This is a genomic window from Brachybacterium muris (assembly GCF_016907455.1).
Classification (GTDB): Bacteria; Actinomycetota; Actinomycetes; order Actinomycetales; family Dermabacteraceae; genus Brachybacterium; species Brachybacterium muris.
In genome coordinates this window covers 3439548-3457033 of record NZ_JAFBCB010000001.1, presented here as the reverse complement: position 1 = coordinate 3457033, position 17486 = coordinate 3439548, and the positions used below count along the sequence as shown (strand labels likewise).

At 70.2% G+C, this 17486-nt stretch carries 13 protein-coding genes and 1 pseudogene; 12 read left to right on the top strand and 2 right to left on the bottom strand.

Features of this window, described 5'->3' with window-relative positions:
- Positions 1-120: 120 nt before the first annotated feature.
- Positions 121-1329, bottom strand: a complete 1209-nt coding sequence (locus JOD52_RS15985) for a JmjC domain-containing protein (RefSeq protein WP_204411148.1) — start codon at positions 1327-1329, stop codon at positions 121-123.
- Positions 1329-1646, bottom strand: a complete 318-nt coding sequence (locus JOD52_RS15980; RefSeq protein ID WP_017823500.1) for a hypothetical protein — start codon at positions 1644-1646, stop codon at positions 1329-1331. The genes JOD52_RS15985 and JOD52_RS15980 overlap by 1 nt, the downstream gene beginning before the upstream one ends.
- 188 nt (positions 1647-1834) lie before the next feature.
- Between JOD52_RS15980 and JOD52_RS15975 the strand changes: the two genes are divergently transcribed.
- The 12 genes and pseudogenes from JOD52_RS15975 to JOD52_RS15920 all read left to right on the top strand — a co-directional run bounded on the left by JOD52_RS15975 (position 1835) and on the right by JOD52_RS15920 (position 17451).
- A complete protein-coding gene (locus JOD52_RS15975) occupies positions 1835-2686 on the top strand; it encodes a uroporphyrinogen-III synthase (RefSeq protein ID WP_204411146.1) in 852 nt (283 codons plus the stop codon).
- Positions 2687-3241: 555 nt separating this feature from the next.
- A pseudogene (fucO, locus tag JOD52_RS15970) lies at positions 3242-4393 on the top strand (lactaldehyde reductase).
- Between the two features lie 230 nt (positions 4394-4623).
- Positions 4624-5121: a flavodoxin domain-containing protein gene (locus tag JOD52_RS15965; RefSeq protein WP_204411144.1), complete on the top strand. Its 498-nt coding sequence runs from the start codon at positions 4624-4626 to the stop codon at positions 5119-5121.
- Positions 5122-5306: 185 nt separating this feature from the next.
- Positions 5307-6299 (top strand): Gfo/Idh/MocA family protein, encoded by a 993-nt coding sequence (locus JOD52_RS15960; protein WP_204411142.1) that lies wholly within the window; start codon positions 5307-5309, stop codon positions 6297-6299.
- On the top strand, positions 6293-7297 hold the full coding sequence (locus JOD52_RS15955; RefSeq protein ID WP_204411139.1) for a Gfo/Idh/MocA family protein: 1005 nt from the start codon (positions 6293-6295) through the stop codon (positions 7295-7297). Before JOD52_RS15960 ends, JOD52_RS15955 begins: the two co-directional genes overlap by 7 nt.
- Before the next feature lie 211 nt (positions 7298-7508).
- A complete protein-coding gene (locus JOD52_RS15950; RefSeq protein ID WP_204411137.1) occupies positions 7509-8453 on the top strand; it encodes a DUF3100 domain-containing protein in 945 nt (314 codons plus the stop codon).
- Entirely contained in the window at positions 8450-8983 is a 534-nt protein-coding gene (locus tag JOD52_RS15945) for a hypothetical protein (protein WP_204411135.1), read from the top strand. Before JOD52_RS15950 ends, JOD52_RS15945 begins: the two co-directional genes overlap by 4 nt.
- Positions 8983-9816 (top strand): NAD(P)-dependent oxidoreductase, encoded by an 834-nt coding sequence (locus JOD52_RS15940; RefSeq protein ID WP_204411133.1) that lies wholly within the window; start codon positions 8983-8985, stop codon positions 9814-9816. The genes JOD52_RS15945 and JOD52_RS15940 overlap by 1 nt, the downstream gene beginning before the upstream one ends.
- Positions 9813-11366, top strand: a complete 1554-nt coding sequence (locus JOD52_RS15935) for an aldehyde dehydrogenase family protein (protein WP_204411129.1) — start codon at positions 9813-9815, stop codon at positions 11364-11366. Before JOD52_RS15940 ends, JOD52_RS15935 begins: the two co-directional genes overlap by 4 nt.
- A gap of 421 nt (positions 11367-11787) precedes the next feature.
- On the top strand, positions 11788-13329 hold the full coding sequence (locus JOD52_RS15930) for a DUF3375 domain-containing protein (protein WP_017823489.1): 1542 nt from the start codon (positions 11788-11790) through the stop codon (positions 13327-13329).
- Positions 13316-14059 carry a DUF4194 domain-containing protein gene (locus JOD52_RS15925; RefSeq protein ID WP_193864974.1) on the top strand — a complete coding sequence of 248 codons (744 nt, stop codon included), beginning with the start codon at positions 13316-13318 and terminating at the stop codon, positions 14057-14059. Before JOD52_RS15930 ends, JOD52_RS15925 begins: the two co-directional genes overlap by 14 nt.
- Positions 14056-17451: an SbcC/MukB-like Walker B domain-containing protein gene (locus JOD52_RS15920; RefSeq protein WP_204411127.1), complete on the top strand. Its 3396-nt coding sequence runs from the start codon at positions 14056-14058 to the stop codon at positions 17449-17451. Before JOD52_RS15925 ends, JOD52_RS15920 begins: the two co-directional genes overlap by 4 nt.
- Positions 17452-17486: the final 35 nt, after the last annotated feature.

Genomic DNA, 17486 nt, shown 5'->3' with positions numbered 1-17486 from the left:
CGGTCCCGCCGATGCTGTCACCGCGCTCCCGTGCCGCATCCGCGCAGCGGAACGCATGCTGCCGCGGAACTGGGGCAGCACCCCGCCGCCCGGCGTCGCTGCTCCGTGGCCCGGTCAAGCTCAGCTGCCGACCGGGACGAGCACCCCGGAACGCACCAGGCGCTCCACCAGCGCCCGTCCGCTGCTCTGCGGGGTGAGCTCCTGGCCGTCCAGCGCGGCACGGACGTGGAGGAGCTCGTCCTCGGAGAAGTCCAGCCACCCCACGCGGGTCCACAGGCGTGTCCCGTCCAGGCGTGCATCGAGGTGCTCGCGCAGCACGAACCGGGAGTCGTCGGCCAGGCCCCGCAGTGCGGCCAGCTGGGCCAGCGGCCCCAGGGGTGCCGGCCGGGCCTGCCCCCGCCTGGTGCGCGCCAGTCCTGCCGACGGGTCCGCATCGCCGAGCACAGCGCTGATGCTGTCCTTGACCAGGGCCAGCACCTGCTCGTCCGGTCCGTCGGCCCCCAGCGGCAGGCTCTGCCGCATCGTCGGATCCTCCCGCAGCAGCGCGAGGACGGACTGGGTGACCTGCTCGGCCACGGCGTACCGGGTCCAGTTGTGGATCCCCAGGGTGACGTGGATGGACACCTCGCCCTGCGCGGTGGCGGCATGCAGCCAGCCCCGCGGAAGGTACAGGGCGTCGCCCGGCTCCAGCACCGCGTCGATGTACGGCTCCTCGGCGGCGGCAGTTGCCACCTGCTCACGGCGGTCGGTCCACGGCTGGTCCCGCAGCGGGGCATCCAGAACGGGCGGGTGCAGCACCCACCGCTTGGTGCCCTCGATCTGCAGCACGAACACGTCGTGCACGTCGTAGTGGTCGTCGAAGCCCTGGTTCTGCGGGGGCGTGATGTAGGCGTTGGCCTGCACCGGGCTGCCCAGCTCGTCGGCGAGGGCGGCACTGAATGCCCCGAGAGGCTCCCAGGTGCGCTGCAGGGCCTGCAGCACCAGGGTGGCGCCGTCGCGGAAGTGCCGCCACAGGGCCGTGTCGTCGAGCTGGTCGCTGACGGTGGCACCCACCCCGGCCCCGGCGGTGAAGGAGGCCACGGGCAGCGTCGCACCGTCCTTCGCGACCCGCAGGAAGGGCGAGCGCAGGCCCCGCCGGGAGATCAGCTCGTCCACCGCATCAGCGCTGAACAGGTCCGAGAAGTCGCTCGCACCACGGGTGAGCAGGGCTTTCTTCCCCCATACTTCGCCGGCGAACTGCTCACGGCTCACATCGGTCAGGCGGGATCCCAGCACCCCGGCCCCCTCACGGGAACCGGGGTGCTGGAGATCAGAGTCAGAACTGCTCACTATCGATCGGCCCCGCCATCGGCGCCGCCGTCCTGGACACCGGGGACGCCGGAGGCGCCACCGTCGGCCGGGCCCTCGGCCCCGCCGTCGGCGCCGCCGTCCTGCACGCCGGGGACGCCGGATGCGCCGCCGTCGGCCGGGCCCTCGGCTCCGCCATCGGCGCCGCCGTCCTGCACGCCGGGGACACCGGATGCGCCACCGTCAGCGGGACCCTCGGCCCCGCCATCGGCGCCACCATCCTGCACGCCGGGCACGCCTGCGGCACCGCCGTCGGCCGGGCCCTCGTTCTCCTGCGGATCCTTCGTCGTATCGGTCATGGTTCCTCCTCGATCGCGGACTGTCAGAGCGGGCTGCGGTAACCGCCGGCCATGGCCGACGCCACCTCGCGGGTGACCCGCCTCACAGGAGGTTAACGGACCGGGCCGACAGACGAAACCTGATGGACCGAGTGTTTCGCAGGACGAGAGGACCGCGCGGGCCCTCGCTGCCCCCGTACGCTGAGGTCATGAGCGCATCCCCGGAATCGCCCCGCCTCTCGGACGCCCTGGAGGGCAGGCGCATCCTGCTGGCCGTGGACCGCCGCACCGGGGAGCTCTCGGCCGCTCTCGAACGGCACGGCGCCCAGGTGTCCGTAGCCGCCGCGCTCACGAACATCCCCCACGTGGACGACGAGGCCCTGCTGGAGCGCACCCGGGAGCTGATCGCCAGCCCCCCGGACATGGTGGTGATCACCACCGGCATCGGCATGCGCGGCTGGTTCGAGGCCGCGACCGCCGCCGGCATCGCCGATGAGCTGCGCACCGCGCTCGCCGGTGCCACGATCCTGGCGCGCGGGCCCAAGGGGCGCGGCGCCATCCAACAGGCGGGCCTGAGTGCCGCGTGGGTGTCGGAGTCTGAGACCGCCGCGGAGGTCGCCGACCACCTGCGCACCCTGGACGTGACCGGCCAGCGGGTCGCGGTGCAGCACCATGGCTCGGGGGCCGACGGGCTCGACGAGCTGTTGGACGAGATGGGTGCCGAGGTGGTGAGCCTGACGGTGTACCGCTGGGGTCCTCCCCGCGACCCCGAGGCCGTGCGGCGTTCCGTGCACGACGCCGCCATGGGGAAGCTCGACGCGGTGGTCTCCACCGCCGCGCCCGGTGCTGCGCGCTGGTTGGAGGTCGCCCAGGAGGAAGGGGTGCTGGACGGGATCCGGGGGCGCGCGAAGGCCGGTGACCTGGTGCTTCCCGTGGTGGGGCCCGTCAACGCCGGCCCGTACGAGGAGCTGGACATCCCTGTGCTGCAGCCTGAGCGGATGCGACTGGGGTCGATGGTCAAGGCGATCGTGCAGCACTACGGGGACCAGCGGGGGAACTGAGGACCGCTGGCACGAGCGGACGCCTCCGATCCCCGCCTGCTCGAACGACGGGAAGCAGAGATCGGATGGATCCTGCTCTCCGCTCTTGCCGGGGTCATGCCCGGGAGGCGCCCGGAGCTGGTGCCCGGACATTCAGAGCCGGACGCACCTCAGAACCAGGATGTGGTTCTGAGGTGCGTCCCGCTCTCAGTCCCCGCAACCCACGCCCCGCGCCGTGCATGGGGCAGACGGGCGCCGGGCGTGGGCCAGTCGGGTCCTGGGCTGGGGGAAGCCGGCCCCTGAGCTGGAGCGCTCGGGTCTTGGGTGGGGCAGTCGGGCATCGGGCGTGGGGCAGCCGGGTCGCTGACTCGTCGGCGCCTCGGATTCATGGGATGTATGTCGGTGAGGCAGGACGTTCGGCCCCAGTACCGGTGGCTGTCGAGTAGACAGTATCTGTGAATCGATTGACGCCTACGGGGGCGTCGATCGCGGTCATCTGCACACCCACGACCCATCCCCGCACACCCACTGCACCAGGCCGCATCGCGCGACCGGAGTTCGAGAGGAACCCACTCCATGGCCTACCGCATGATCGTCAACCAGACCGGCTACTTCGGCCGGGGCGCCCTGCAGGAGCTGGCGCCCGAGCTGCGCCGACGCGGCTTCACCAAGGCCTTCCTGATCACCGATGCGGTGCTGCTGGAGACCGGCACCGCCGCCCGCATCACCGACCTGCTGGACCTGGCCTCCTTCCCCTACGAGATCTTCTCGGACGTGGTCCCCAACCCGCCGGTGGAGAACGTGCAGGCCGGTGTGAAGGCATTCCAGGACTCCGGGGCCGACGTGATCATCGGCTTGGGCGGCGGCTCCCCGCAGGACACCGCCAAGGCCATCGGCATCATCGCCGCCAACCCCGAGTTCTCCGACGTGCTCTCCCTCGAGGGCGTCGCCGACACCAAGCACCCCGCGGTCCCGATCATCGGCATCCCCACCACCGCCGGCACCGCCAGCGAGACCACCATCAACTACGTCATCGCCGACACCGCCAAGGAGCGGAAGTTCGTGTGCGTAGACCCGCACGACATCCCGGTGATCGCCATCGTGGATCCCGACCTGATGGACGGCATGCCCCGCTCCTTGAAGGTCGCCACCGGCCTGGACGCCCTCACCCACGCCATCGAGGACTACATCACCCCCGGAGCCTGGGAGCTGTCCGACGCGGTGCACCTGAAGTCCATCCAGATGATCGCCGCGAACCTCCGCAAGGCCGCAGACGGTGACGCCGAGGCGGTGGAGAAGATGGCCTACGCCAGCTACATCGCCGGCATGGGCTACTCCAACGTGGGCCTGGGCCTGGTGCACGGCATGGCCCACCCCCTGGGCGGCCGGTACAACGCCCCGCATGGCCTGGCCAACGGCATCCTGCTGGCCCCCGTGATGCGCTACAACGCCGGGCACACCGGTGAGAAGTACCGCGACATCGCCCTGGCCTTCGGTGTCGAGAGAGCCCGTGAGATGGGCCTCGCCGAGGTGCGGTAGGCCGCCTGCGAGGCCGTCGCCGCCCTGACCCGCGACCTGGGCAACCCCACGAGGATCAGCGAGGTGGGCGTGAGCGAGGAGGGCCTGGACGATCTGGCCGATGACGCCTTCGCCGACGTGTGCACCCCTGGCAACCCGCGCTCCGCCACCCGCGAGGAGATCCGGGAGCTGTACGCGGCGCTGCTGTGATCCTTCCCGTCCTGTGACGGAGGGCTGAACCGCCCCGTGGGTGTCCTGACCACCCGCGGGGCGGTTCTGTCGTGCTGCGGTGCTGCGGTGATGAGGTGATGGGGCGTGCGCGCTCTGGTGATGAGCGTCTGCGATCGATCGTCGAACCGGGGTGCGCGGACAGGTCCGGCACCGGCACCGCAGTGACGAAGTCCCGGGCGGGTGGCGGCGCGCGGTGCGATAGTGAACGCATGACCGTTCTCGTCGCGTACGCCACCCACTCCGGGGCCACCAGGACCCTGGCCGAGACCATCACCGAGACCCTCACCGCCGCCGGTGTCCCCGCGGAGCTGGTGGACGTGGACCAGTCACCGGACCCCACCGGGTACGACGCCGTGGTGCTCGGCTCCGGCGTGCGCATCGATGCCGCCGAGAAGCCCGCTACCGCCTGGGCCAAGTCCCACCGCGAGGTCCTGTCCACCAAGCCGATGGCCTTCTTCACCTGCTCGGGCTCCGCAGCGGACCCGGCCAAGGGCGGCAAGCAGAAGGCGGCCGACTCCTTCGTGGAGATGCTGGGCTTCTCCCCGGTGGCGGTGAAGAACTTCCCCGGCTGGGTGATCATGGACAAGATCCCGATGCACGAGCGCCTGCTGCTGAAGTCGATGCGCACCCCCACCGGCGACTTCCGCGACCTCGACGCCGTGCGCGCCTGGGCCGAGGAGATCGCGCCGCTGCTGCAGAAGGGCTGACCCTCCGCCGGCCCCGCGGACCACGCCTGCGCGCCCGGCCCCCTCGTGAACGTGCACGGACCGGGCTAGGATCGATGTGCGAACCCGGGTGCGCCCGGGGACGAGCATGCGCGGGCCCTACGCGGCTCGTGGGCACCGGGGCCACCCGGTGCCCGCCCACCGACCTCCAGCGACGGAGAGACGACATGCCCCACCCCGACCGAGTGCAGGGCCTGCGCGTCGGCATCATCGGCACCGGTGGGATCTCCCACGAGCACGCCCCCGGCTGGATCGAGCAGGGCGTGGACCTGCACTGCTACAGCCATTCCGGTGCCGAGGCCTTCGCCGAGCAGTACGGCGCCACCGTGCACGAGGCCCTCGACGACCTGCTGGCCGCGGTGGACGTGGTGGACGTGTGCACCCCCACCCCCTCCCACGCAGGGATCGTTCACCAGGCCCTCGATGCCGGCTGCCATGTGGTGTGCGAGAAGCCGCTGACGCTCACCGTCGAGGACTCCCGCGCCGTGGTGGAGCACGCCGAGCGCGCGGGGCTCCACCTGTTCCCTGCTCACGTGGTGCGGTACTTCCCGCAGTACGCCGCTGCGAAGCAGGCGGTCGATGCCGGCGCCGTGGGCACGCCCGCCGTGCTGCGCTACGAACGCACCGGTGAGGCACCGGGCCAGGACTGGTACGCCGACGACGAGGCCTCCGGCGGCATCATCATGGACCAGATGATCCACGACCTCGACCAGGCGATCTGGATTACCGGGCCCGTGACCAGCGTGTACGCGCAGCAGTCGGTGGGCGTCGGCCCCCACACGGTGCGCACCGGCCACGTGGTCCTCACCCATGAGGGCGGCGCCATCAGCCACTGCCGTGGGCTGTGGGGCCCGCCCGGCACCGCCTTCCGCTACACCTTCGACATCGCCGGTGATGCCGGCCGCCTGCAGTACGACTCCGCGGGCGACCCCGGCGTGGTGCTGGATGTCGTGGCCTCAGCTCGACGTGAGGAGCAGGGAGGCTACCTGCCCGACGTCAGCGGCATCCGCAGCCCGTACACCGAGGAGATCCTCGAGTTCACCGCGGCCATCACCAGCGGCACCCCCACCCGGGTCTCCGCGGCCGACGGCGCGTACGCCGTCGAGGTGTCCCGTGCTGCCCTCGAGTCCCTGCGCACCGGACGGAGCATCCCATGCTGAACCAGAACACCCCCCGCCTCACGGTCGCGATCCTGAGCATCGCCCACACCCATGCGCTCTCCTACGCGGCAGCCCTCGAGGCCCGCGGCGACGTGGACCTGGTGGTCTCGGACCCCGAAGGCTTCGGCGAGTACCGCACCGGGCCCGGCGGCCGCCTGGTCCCCTCCGATGAGGATGCCTGGAACGCCTGGCCGGACGGCCCCGACGCCGTGATCGTGACCAGCGCCAACGCCCATCACCGCGACCAGGTGCTGGAGGCCGCCCGCCGCGGCGTGCACGTGCTGTGCGAGAAGCCGCTGGCCACCACGGTCGCCGATGCCGAAGCCATGGTCGATGCCTGCCGCGAGGCCGGCGTGGTGCTGATGACCGCCTTCCCTGTGCACTTCGCCCCCGCCGTGGAGGCGCTGCGCACCGCGGTGGCCGAAGGAGCCCTCGGTCAGGTCGTCGGCCTGACCGGCACCAACAACGGCCTGCTCCCGGCGGGGAGGGCGTGGTTCAGCGATGCGGAGCTCTCCGGCGGCGGCGCCATGGTGGACCACACCGTGCACCTGGCCGCTATCCTGGACTCGATGTTCGGCGCCCCCCGTACCGTGCACGCGGTGTCCAACCGCATCCTGTGGGCCGACACCGCCGGCGAGGACGCCGAGACCGGCGGCCTGGTCACCCTCACCTACGACTCCGGCCTGGTCGCCACCATCGACTGCTCCTGGTCCCAGCCCAAGAACTCTCCCACCTGGGGCGGGCTGACCCTGCAGGCCCTGGGCACCGGCGGCCAGATGCACATCGACGCCTTCGCCCAGCACGTCGGCGGGCAGGGCCAGTGGCTGGCCTACGGCCCGAACTACGACGCCCTGCTGATCGACGCGTTCCTGGATGCCGTGAGCACCGGGGAGGCCGTGGAGCCGACGGGGGAGACGGGCCTGCGCACCGTGCGGATCGTCGCCGCCGCTCAGGAGTCCGTGCGCACCGGGCAGCCGGTCACCCTCGAGAAGGACTGAACCGTTGCTCGTCTTGGGCAGCAGCATCCTCGGCAGGCAGCGCCTGCGGGCCCAGGCCCGAGGTCATCATGCCCATCCGAGTCCGGGAGACGGACGTCCCTGCCGCATCCCCTCGTGCCCGCCTACGCTCCGGGGTAAGCCTGCCGCAGGAACGGCCTGGACGCATCGAGGATGACCTGACCGCCTGGGGCCTGTCCCCGAGGAGCACCCCATGGAGACCGCCCGCGGTTTCGCCAGGCTCTGGCCGCTGCACCTGCTGGTGCTGGTCGTCGGCATCCTGGCCCAGTTGATCGGGGTGCGCCGCATCCCCATCGGTATCGGCGCCGTGCTGCTGCTGCCGATGCTTTACGCCTTCGTGATCGCCCTGCTGCTGAACCCCAACGTCGCGGGGTTCATGAAGAAGGTGGTCTCCCGGGAGCGGGCCGCTGCTGCCGGGCCGCTGATCGTGGTGGCGCTGATGCCGTTCATCGCCCGCTTCGGTGCGGACATCGGCCCCGGCATCGAGCTGGTGATCAAGTCCGGCCCCGCCCTGCTGCTGCAGGAGATCGGCAACCTGGGCACCATCATCCTGGCGTTCCCGATCGCCGTGTGGATCCTGCGGATGGGCCGCGAGTCCGTCGGTGCCGTGCACTCCATCGCCCGCGAGCCGAACATCGCGATCATTGCCGACCGCTACGGGCTGCGCAGCGCCGAGGGCACCGGCGTGCTGGGCGTGTACGTGATGGGCACCCTGTTCGGCACGTTCATCTTCGCGGTGCTGGCCTCACTGTTCTCCACCTCCGGCCTGTTCAGCGTGGAGGCCCTGGCCATGGCGTGCGGCATCGGCTCCGGCTCCATGATGGCCGCGTGCGCCGGGGCCCTGTCGGCCGCTGACCCCGCCGCCACCGAGACCATCACGGCGCTGGCCGGCTCCTCCAACCTGCTCACCTACGCCACCGGCATGTACGTGAGCCTGTTCGTGGCCCTGCCGCTGGTGGAGTGGATGTACCGCTGGGCCAGGCCCGACGACCCTGGCAACCCGCGCACCCGTCGTGAGCGCCGGGCTGCCGCGGCGGCCGCCCACCCGGCAGGAAACACCGGGACCACGACCGGCTCCGCCACCGGCCCGTCGGCCGATCCCACCACCCCCACCAGCGGGAAGGACGAGCTGCGATGACCACCGCCGACGCCACCCCCACCGGGCCCGAGCTGCCCAAGGACGACCTGACCGACCTCGACTTCGCCGCCGGCGACGAGAAACAGATCCAGCTGCTGCCCACCCTTCGCGACGTGGCCATCGTGTCGCTGATCGCGGTGCCGATCCAGATGCTCGCCACCGACCTGTCGGTGATCGACATCGTGATCGGCCTGGCGGTGCTGTACGTGATGTGCATCGGCGGGCTGCTGCTGACCAAGTACGTGCCGCTGCGCCTGCCGTCGGTCGCATGGATCTCGCTGGTGGCGATCCTGTTCACCCTGCCGATGCTGCCGTGGAGCGGGGCGATCCTGCCGCTGGTCAGCGGGATCGACTTCCTGGCCCTCGCGGTGCCGCCGCTGGCCTACGCGGGCTTCGCGATCAGCCGCATGGAGCTGGACGTGATGCGCCGGTCCGGCTGGAAGATCCTGATCATCGCGTTCCTGGTGTTCACCGGCACTTATGTGGGCTCCGCCCTGATCGCCGAGATCACGCTGCGGGTGACCGGCTGATGAGCGCATTCGCCGTGGTGGGCCTGGGCCACATGGGCGGCGGCATGGCCGCCACCCTGGTGCGCGCCGGCCACCGCGTGCTCGGCGTCGATCCCGGCGCCGGCCCCACGCCCGACGGGGTGGAGCGCATGGAGCTGGCCGAGGCGCTCGCCGGGGCCCGCACCGTCGTGCTGTCCCTGCCGGGCACCGAGCAGGTCGACCAGATCCTGCCGGCCCTCGACCAGGCACCCCACCAGCTGCTGGTGATCGATGCCAGCACCTGCCCGCCGGACGACACCCGACGCCGCGCCGAGCACCTCGCCGAGAACGACCACGTGCTGGTGGACGCCCCCGTCTCCGGCGGACCCTCCGGCGCCGCCACAGGACAGCTCACCGTGTTCCTGGGCTGCCCCGAACAGCACCTGCCCGCCGTGCTGGAGGCCCTCGAACCGCTGGCCACCAACGTGAACCACGTAGGGGAGGTGGGCGCGGGCAACACCGCGAAGCTGATGAACAACCTGCTGTGCGGCATCCACCTGGCCGCCGCCCAGGCCCTGCACGGCGTCGCGGAGAACTCCGGCGTGGAGCTGGAGCGCCTGCTGGCGGCGATCAACACCGCCTCCGGTCGCAGCGCCGTCACCGAGGTGAATCTGCCCCGCTGGGTTCTCACCGGTGACTTCGACTCCGGTTTCCCGGTGGGCCTGATGGCCCGGGACGTGGCCCTCGCCGCCGAGATGGTGGCCGAACAGGGCGCCTCCTCCCCACTGGTGGAGGCAGCCGAACGAATGTGGGCCGGCCTGCGCGAGCAGGTGGGCCCTGCCGACGACTTCAACAGGATGGTGACCACGCGATGACCGCCCCTGACCACGCCCCCGGACAGCACGACACCTCTGAGCAGGCCGACCCCCAGCCGCCCGCCGCCACCGCCCCCGCACTGTGGGCCCAGTTGATGGGCTCCGACGCCGTGGGCAGCTGGATCGACGGCGTCGTGCACAGCGGCGACGGCGACGAGGTGCCGCTGATCGACCCCGCGACCGAGCAGCAGCTGTTCACCTACCGCGACGGCGGCGAGGAGGCGGTGGACGCGGCAGTGCAGTCGGCCCGCATCGCGCAGCAGCGCTGGTGGGGGATGACCGCCTCGGACCGCGGCCGGGTGCTGTGGCGCATCGGCCAGCTGGTGCGCGAGCAGCTCGAACCGATCGCACGGCTGGAGGCCCGCACCGGCGGCAAGATCCTGGGCGACGCCCGCGCGGAGACCACCAAGGTCGCCGAGATGTTCGAGTACTACGCGGGCTGGGCGGACAAGCAGCACGGCGAGACGATCCCCGTGCCCACCAGCCACCTCACCTACACACTGCGCGAGCCCTACGGGGTGGTCGCCCAGATGACGCCGTGGAACGCGCCGGTGTTCACCGCCGGCTGGCAGCTCGCTCCGGCGCTCGCGGCCGGCAACGGTGTGGTGCTGAAGCCCTCCGAGCTCACTCCCCTGACCTCGATCGTGCTGGCTTCCCTGGTGGAGCAGGCCGGCGCCCCGCGGGGCCTGGTGGCGGTGATCGCCGGGCTGGGGCCGACGGCCGGGCAGCGCCTGGTCACCCATCCCGGGATCGGCAAGGTGGTGTTCGTGGGGTCACCCGCCACGGGCAGGCGCATCGCGGCTGCGGCCGGTGAGGCGCTGATCCCCTGTGTGCTGGAGCTGGGGGGCAAGAGCGCCAACATCGTGTTCGAGGATGCGGACCTGAACCGCGCCGTGGGCGGGGCGGCCGCCGCGATCTTCTCCGGTGCCGGGCAGAGCTGTGTGGCCGGGTCCCGGCTGCTGGTGCAGCGCTCGGTGCATGACCAGGTGGTGGAGCGGCTCGGGGAGCTGGCCCGCAGCATCCAGCAGGGTGACCCGTTGGCGGCCGACACCCAGGTGGGGCCGGTGCAGAACCGCGCCCAGCTGGAGCGCATCACCGAACTGGTGGACGCCGCGGCCGGGACAGCGCAGGTGGTCGCCGGTGGTGCCCGCCTGGACCGTGAGGGGTTCTTCTTCCCGCCCACGCTGCTGGCAGGGGTGTCCAACACCGACCCGATCGCCCAGCAGGAGGTGTTCGGGCCGGTGGTCGCCGCGATCCCCTTCGACACCGAGGCCGAGGCGATCGAGCTGGCTAACGCCACCGAGTTCGGTCTGGCGGGCGCGGTGTGGACCGGGGCCGTGGACCGTGCCCACCGGGTGGCGCGGCGGTTGCGGGCCGGCACCATCTGGGTCAATAGCTACAAGACCATCAACGTGATGGCCCCCTTCGGCGGCTTCGGCCACTCCGGCCACGGCCGCTCCAGCGGATGGGACGGCCTGCTGGAGTACTCCGAGCCGAAGGCCGTGTGGGTGGAGACCGACGACCAGGCGCCGCTGGCGTTCGGGTACTGATCCGCGGGCCGCTGAGCGATCCGAACCGAGTTCCGGGGGCCGCACAGCAGGGAAGAGCCCGGGTACCGCATAGGTTCGATGCGGTACCCGGGCCTCTCGGGGATTCAGTGCTTCGAGCAGTGCTCGCAGCAGTAGATCGCGACCGGGGCCCATAGCCCCCGTGGTCGGGCGCCGCCGCCTCGTTCATATTCGGCGACCGCGGGCAGCGCATGGTCGACGGCACCTTCGACCGCCGCGACGACTCCATCGTGTTCGAGGTGCTGCGGGGCCGGTGATTTCCGGGGTGGCCCACGTCTGTCGGTGCGGGTCCCTACTCTGTTCCTGGTGGAGTGATCCAGCTCCGACGCGAGTCCTGAATGCGCATGGTGCGCCTCTGCTGTGATGTTGCTGTGCCGCTCAAAGAACAGGAAGGAGACCGCTGATGTCCGCGATCGCCCGTGCACTGGAGAACCGGGACCTGTTCGGCGGGGAAGGCGTCCTCGCGCTGCTGCGAACCGACAACGCCCCTGTCACTCTCGGCCTCCTGGGAACGCATCTCGCAGGGGATGTGCGAACCCGTACCGCCGCTGACCTGTACGACCTCCTGTCTGCAGACCTCGCGGAACTGCGCTTCCACGGCATCGACCTGCCCCGCACGGCCCAGCAGTACTGTGCGACATGGGTAGAGCAGGGTTACCTCACACGCCGCGCTGCACGGACCGAACGGACGGAGGAGTTCGCCCTCACCGAGAACTCTCAGAGCGCCCTGCGTCTCATCGAACAGCTGCACACCCCCCGCGATGCCGTGACACGCTCCCGGCTCACCCTGCTGACCGAACGTCTGCGCACCCTTGCCCGCGACACCGATGCTGACTCGGCTGGGCGGTTGGAGGCACTGCATACCGAGCGCGACCGCCTCGACGAGGCCATCGCACAGGTCATGGAACTGGGTGCAGAACCGCTTCCGGAGGCTCAGGCACTGGAGACGATCGACGAGCTGTACTCCCTGGCCTTGGACGTACCGTCCGACTTCACCCGGGTGCGCGGTGAACTGGAGAGGCTGCACCGGAGACTGCGCCTGGACCTGGTGGAGCACGAGGGCTCGCAGGGGGAGATCCTCGACCAACTGTTCCTGGGCGTCGACGCGATCGAGGACTCGGAGGCCGGACGCTCCTTCGCCGCGTTCCATGACATGGTGATCGACCCCGTCCAGGAAGCGAGGTTCCACGACGCCGTGGATGCGCTCGCCACCCGTCCCTTCGCGCACCGGTTCGGTCGCGAACGGATCGTGTACCTCCAGTCGTACCTCGCCCGTCTGCAACGGGAATCCCACCAGGTGCGGCACGCCATGATCGACCTGTCACGGTCCTTGCGCGAATTCGTCCGCTCCCGGCAGTTCGAGGAGTTCCGGGCCCTTGCCGATCGGCTCCGCAGGCCCCAGCGCATCGGTCTGGAGATCGCGCCCCAGGTGAGGCCTCACACTAGGATCGGTGTGGAGCTGACGCTGTCGACCTTCACCCCGCGCTCGGTCGGCCAGCTGCATCTGCTCGTACCCTCGGACGTCACAGCGCAGGACGATCTCGAGCTCGCGTCGACCGAGGTGCTCGATCTCGAGGCGATGCGCGCAGCGATCCGTGAATCGGAGATCGATATGGCTGAACTGGTCGATGCAGTCGACGATGTTCTCTCTCGCCGCTCCACGGCGACTGTTGGTGAGGTGCTCGAGGAGCATCCGGCGACTCAGGGACTCGCCTCGATCGTCGGCCTGCTGGTCCTCGCCCATCGGCACGGTGAACGGGTCGAGGGGCCGTCCGACACCGTGGAGACGGTGCGATGGCGCCTGGTCGGGAGAAGAGCAGGTGCCGAGCGCGAAGCCGGTGTCGGACGAGCCGAACACAACGGCGGCAATGGCTGGCGCAGCGCTCGGATCAGTCGCAGCCGGTTCACCCGCCCCCTCGGAAAGGACAGTCATGTCGGAGAGTGACGATCGTGTGGTGCTGTGGCCCGGTGACCCGGGGACCCTGCCGCTGGACGTGCGCCGAGCACTGGTCGCGCTGCTGCGCGGACCGTACATCTCCTTCCGCCGTGATCCTCTGGTGTGGTCGGCGCTGCTGGCACACGAGGCGGTGGTACGGCGCCACCTCGGCGACCTGCTGCTGGATCTGGTGATCGACGCCGATGCCGAGGTCGCCTTCTCCCGCAACCTCGAGCCCGGCCCCGACTTCGACCAGGCCGTCCCGAGCGTGCTGCGGAAGGCACCGCTGAGCTTCATCGACTCCGCGCTGCTCCTCCACCTCCGGCATCTGCTGCTCCAAGGCGCTGCCCAACAGGAGCGGATGGTGGTGGGGCGCGATGAGATCGAGGCGCACATGCAGGCCTACGCCACCTCCTCCGGTCATGACCAGGCGCAGTTCGGCAAGAGGCTCACCGCGAGCATCAAGCGGATGCGGGAGTGGTCGATCCTGCTCCCCACGGACACCGACGATCGGTGGGAGGTGTCCTCGATCCTCGCGCTGATCCTGACCCCCGAGGTGATCGAGGGGATCGAGGTGGAGTACGAACGCCTGCGGCGCGGAGGGACCGGTGACCTGCCCAGTGCCGACGGGATGACAGAAGAAGACGCAGAGTCCGACGACGCAGATTCCGACGGGCCGGACCCTGACGAGCCGGACACCGATGAGACAGGTCTCGACGAGACGGAGAGCGCGACGTGAGCCAGACCAGCCTCGACCTCGACCCCACCGCAGCGGGAGTCTCCCATCCCGGGCAGATGCGACTTGCCCGCATCCAGCTGCACAACTGGGGCACCTTCGACAAGCGCCACGACCTCACCGTGCCCCGTGCAGGTCTGCTGCTCACCGGGGAGTCCGGCTCCGGGAAGTCATCGATCCTGGATGCCATCAGTGCAGTGCTCATGAAACCCGGTGAGACGCGCTTCAACGCCGCTGCCCAGGACGGACCGGCCGGTGACCGTGACCGCTCACCCATGAGCTACGTGCGCGGCGCCTACCGTCGGCATACCGACGAGGCCACCGGCGAGGTGCGCCCCGGCTACCTGCGGCAGTCGACGACTGTCTCCGGCATCGCGCTCACCTTCGAGGACGGTCTGGGGCGCGCCGTCACGGCGATGCGAGTGATGCACGTGGCAGGTCGTTCCGCTGCAGCCGTCGATCTCCGTTCCGCCTTCGTCCTGTTCGATCGGCCGACAGAACTGGCCGACGTCCTCCGACTGTGCGACACGGGCATCGATCGACGGCGCCTGAAGCAACAGCTCTCCCCGCAGGCAGCCGAGGACAGCTACACCAGGTTCGGCGTGCACCTGCGACGGCTCACCGGGATCGGCAGCGAGGACGCCCAGCGGCTACTGCACCGCACCCAGGCAGCAAAGTCCCTGACCTCGCTGGACGACCTGCTGCGCGGCTTCATGCTCGAGACGCCATCGACATTCGCCCTCGCGGACCAGGCTGTCGAACAGTTCCGGGCTCTGCAGGACGCGCACGCCACCGTCATCGATGCGCGTGAGCAGATCGAGGCGCTGATCCCTCAAAGGGAGCAGTGGCAGGTCCACCGTGCTGCCACTGCGGAACAGGAACAGCTCTCCGCACTGCTGGCAGCCGTCGGGACGTACCGGTACACCCGCTTGGCTGAACTCGCTCAGAGTGACCTGAGCGCGAGCGAGATCGAGCTCGCTGCCGCCGCACACGAGCGGGACAGGACCCGGCGCGCGGAGGACGACGCCCGGGAGGCGGAGCGTCGTGCCCGACAGGCCCTCGATGACCGCGGCGGCGCCGCCCTGCAGGTGCTCGAGAGCCGGATCGAGCAGGCCGAGGACCGCCAGGAACGGGTTCGGAACCACATCGACCGCATCGCCCCGGTGCTCGACCGCCTCGGCTCCCCGATGCCAGGCACCGCGGAGGAGCTCGCCAGTGCCCAGGCCCAGGCCCAGCGCGAACAACAGCGCATCGATCACGAGACAGGTGGCCTGACCCGGACCTCCGGTCCCGTTCACGTGGAGCACGCCGAGGCCACACGGCGCAGGGACGATCTGATCGCGGAGATCCGATCCCTCAACGCTCGGCGATCGAACCTGCCGGCATCGTTGGTGGAAGTGAGGGACCAGCTCGCCGAGGCCGCCGGCGAGTCCCCGGCCTCACTTCCGTTCGCCGGCGAGCTGATGAACGTCCGCGATGAGCAGTGGCAGGGCGCCGTCGAGCGACTGCTGGCAGGACTCTCCACGACGATCCTGGTTCCTGAGCGTCTCTACCCTGCTGTGGCCCGGGCTGTCGATGCGCGGCACTGGAACCGGCGCATCTCCTACGAACGGGTTCGGGAAACGGATCGACACCGGCACGATGCCGGTGCGGTCTCGCATCGCACCGTCCTGTCCGTGCTGGAACTCGCACCGTCTCCCTTTCAGTCGTGGCTGCGGGGCCGCATCTCCTCGGGATTCCCGCACGTCCTGGTCGACGATGCGCAGCAGCTGGCTCGGCATGAGAAGGCACTCAGTCGCGCCGGGCAGGTGAAGAACCGTGATCGCCACATCAAGGACGACCGCCATCGGATCTCGGACCGGGACCACTGGGTCATCGGTACCGACAACGCGGCTCTGCTCGAGGTGCGCAGGCAGCAGCTCGAGCAGGCCAACGCGGAGATCGCGCAGAGCCAGCAACGGCTTGCAGACATGGAGCGGCAGCGGCGGGCCCTCCGGGACCGGGACCTCGACCTTGCTCAGCTGCTGCAGCTGAACTGGGAGGACATCGACGCCGTCGACGTCGATCAGCGCCTCGGGACGTTGCGGCAGCAGCGACAGGACCTGCTGTCCGACGCCGACATGGCCCGCCTGGAGGTCCTGCTCCGCACTGCTGGGGAGGACCATGCTCAGGCCCGGGACGATGCCGAGCAGGCTCGCAACCGGCACCACGATCTGTCCGCTGCGGTCGAGTCCGCGACCGCCGATCTGGAACGAGCTCGGGGGGAACTCGCCGATGCGCACCTTGACCTCGTGCATCGCGAGCAGCTCGATCGACGGGTCCGGGCCAGGCGGCGCACGCTGGCGCGTGAGCAACTGCCCGACGTGATCAGTGAGGTCTCCGGGCAGATCCGCGATGAGCTCGATCAGGTCAAGGACCAGATCCGCAGTGCGGAGAGTGCGCTGGCGCTCGCCCGCGCTCGGTACCTGCGTCAGTGGGCCGAGAGATCGGTGAACCTGGTCGACGACATCGCGGCCACCCCGGACTTCCTCGCGCAGCTGGGTCGCCTGGAGTCCGATCGGTTGCCGGAGTTCGAGCATCGCTTCCGGGACCTGCTGCGCACCCAGTCCCAGAACAACATCGGTCAGCTCCGCGCGGACATCGCGCACGCCATCCGCGACGTCCAGCAGCGACTGGGACCGGTGGATGAGTCACTGCGTGCCACCCCTTTCGACACCGAACGGCGCACCTGGCTGACCTTGATAGCCCATCAGCGTCTGAGCGACGAGGCGAAAGCGTTCCTGGGGGAGCTGATGGAGATCACCCACGGTGCTTTCCACCAGGACGATGAGAGCGTCACAGCGGCCGAGGAGCGGTTCGCGCGGATGGACCACGTCCTGCGCCGGCTGGGCTCCGCGGAGAGCGCAGATCAATCCTGGCGCAAGCGGGTGCTCGACACCCGTCGCCATGTGGAGTTCGAGGCGCGCGAGATCGACGCCGAGGGCATGGTGGTCGACGTGTACAAGGGGTCCGACGGGCGGTCCGGTGGCCAGCGGCAGCGCCTCGTGACGTTCTGCCTCGCTGCGGCCCTGCGCTACCAGCTCACCTCCAGCGCCGATGGGTTCCCGCCGTACGGTCTGGTGGTGCTCGATGAGGCCTTCGACAAGACCGATATCCACTTCACTCGGGCCGGACTGGAGGTCTTCCGCTCCTTCGGCTTCCAACTGCTGCTGGCGACACCCCTGAAGATGCTGCAGACGATCGAGGAGTATGTCGGTGGAGCGGCGGTCGTCTCCAACCCCACCGGTCGGGCCTCGCGGCTCTCGGCAGTCGCCTTCACCGACATGGGATCAGGTGAATATTCGCCTCGCTGGGGTCCGCTGATCGAGGGTTCGGGTGCCACGTCGCTGCCGTAGCGGTGGCGTCGTTCGGGACCACCAGTGGTGTCGTT

Excerpts from the sequence above, each read along its gene's own strand:
- JOD52_RS15940 (WP_204411133.1), top strand. The coding sequence starts at position 8,983 with ATGAGCGCATTCGCCGTGGTGGGCCTGGGCCACATGGGCGGCGGCATG.
- JOD52_RS15960 (WP_204411142.1), top strand. The coding sequence starts at position 5,307 with ATGCCCCACCCCGACCGAGTGCAGGGCCTGCGCGTCGGCATCATCGGC.
- JOD52_RS15935 (WP_204411129.1), top strand. The coding sequence starts at position 9,813 with ATGACCGCCCCTGACCACGCCCCCGGACAGCACGACACCTCTGAGCAG.
- JOD52_RS15965 (WP_204411144.1), top strand. The coding sequence starts at position 4,624 with ATGACCGTTCTCGTCGCGTACGCCACCCACTCCGGGGCCACCAGGACC.
- JOD52_RS15980 (WP_017823500.1), bottom strand. The coding sequence starts at position 1,646 with ATGACCGATACGACGAAGGATCCGCAGGAGAACGAGGGCCCGGCCGAC.
- JOD52_RS15975 (WP_204411146.1), top strand. The coding sequence starts at position 1,835 with ATGAGCGCATCCCCGGAATCGCCCCGCCTCTCGGACGCCCTGGAGGGC.
- JOD52_RS15925 (WP_193864974.1), top strand. The coding sequence starts at position 13,316 with ATGTCGGAGAGTGACGATCGTGTGGTGCTGTGGCCCGGTGACCCGGGG.
- JOD52_RS15950 (WP_204411137.1), top strand. The coding sequence starts at position 7,509 with ATGGAGACCGCCCGCGGTTTCGCCAGGCTCTGGCCGCTGCACCTGCTG.
- JOD52_RS15955 (WP_204411139.1), top strand. The coding sequence starts at position 6,293 with ATGCTGAACCAGAACACCCCCCGCCTCACGGTCGCGATCCTGAGCATC.
- JOD52_RS15930 (WP_017823489.1), top strand. The coding sequence starts at position 11,788 with ATGTCCGCGATCGCCCGTGCACTGGAGAACCGGGACCTGTTCGGCGGG.
- JOD52_RS15945 (WP_204411135.1), top strand. The coding sequence starts at position 8,450 with ATGACCACCGCCGACGCCACCCCCACCGGGCCCGAGCTGCCCAAGGAC.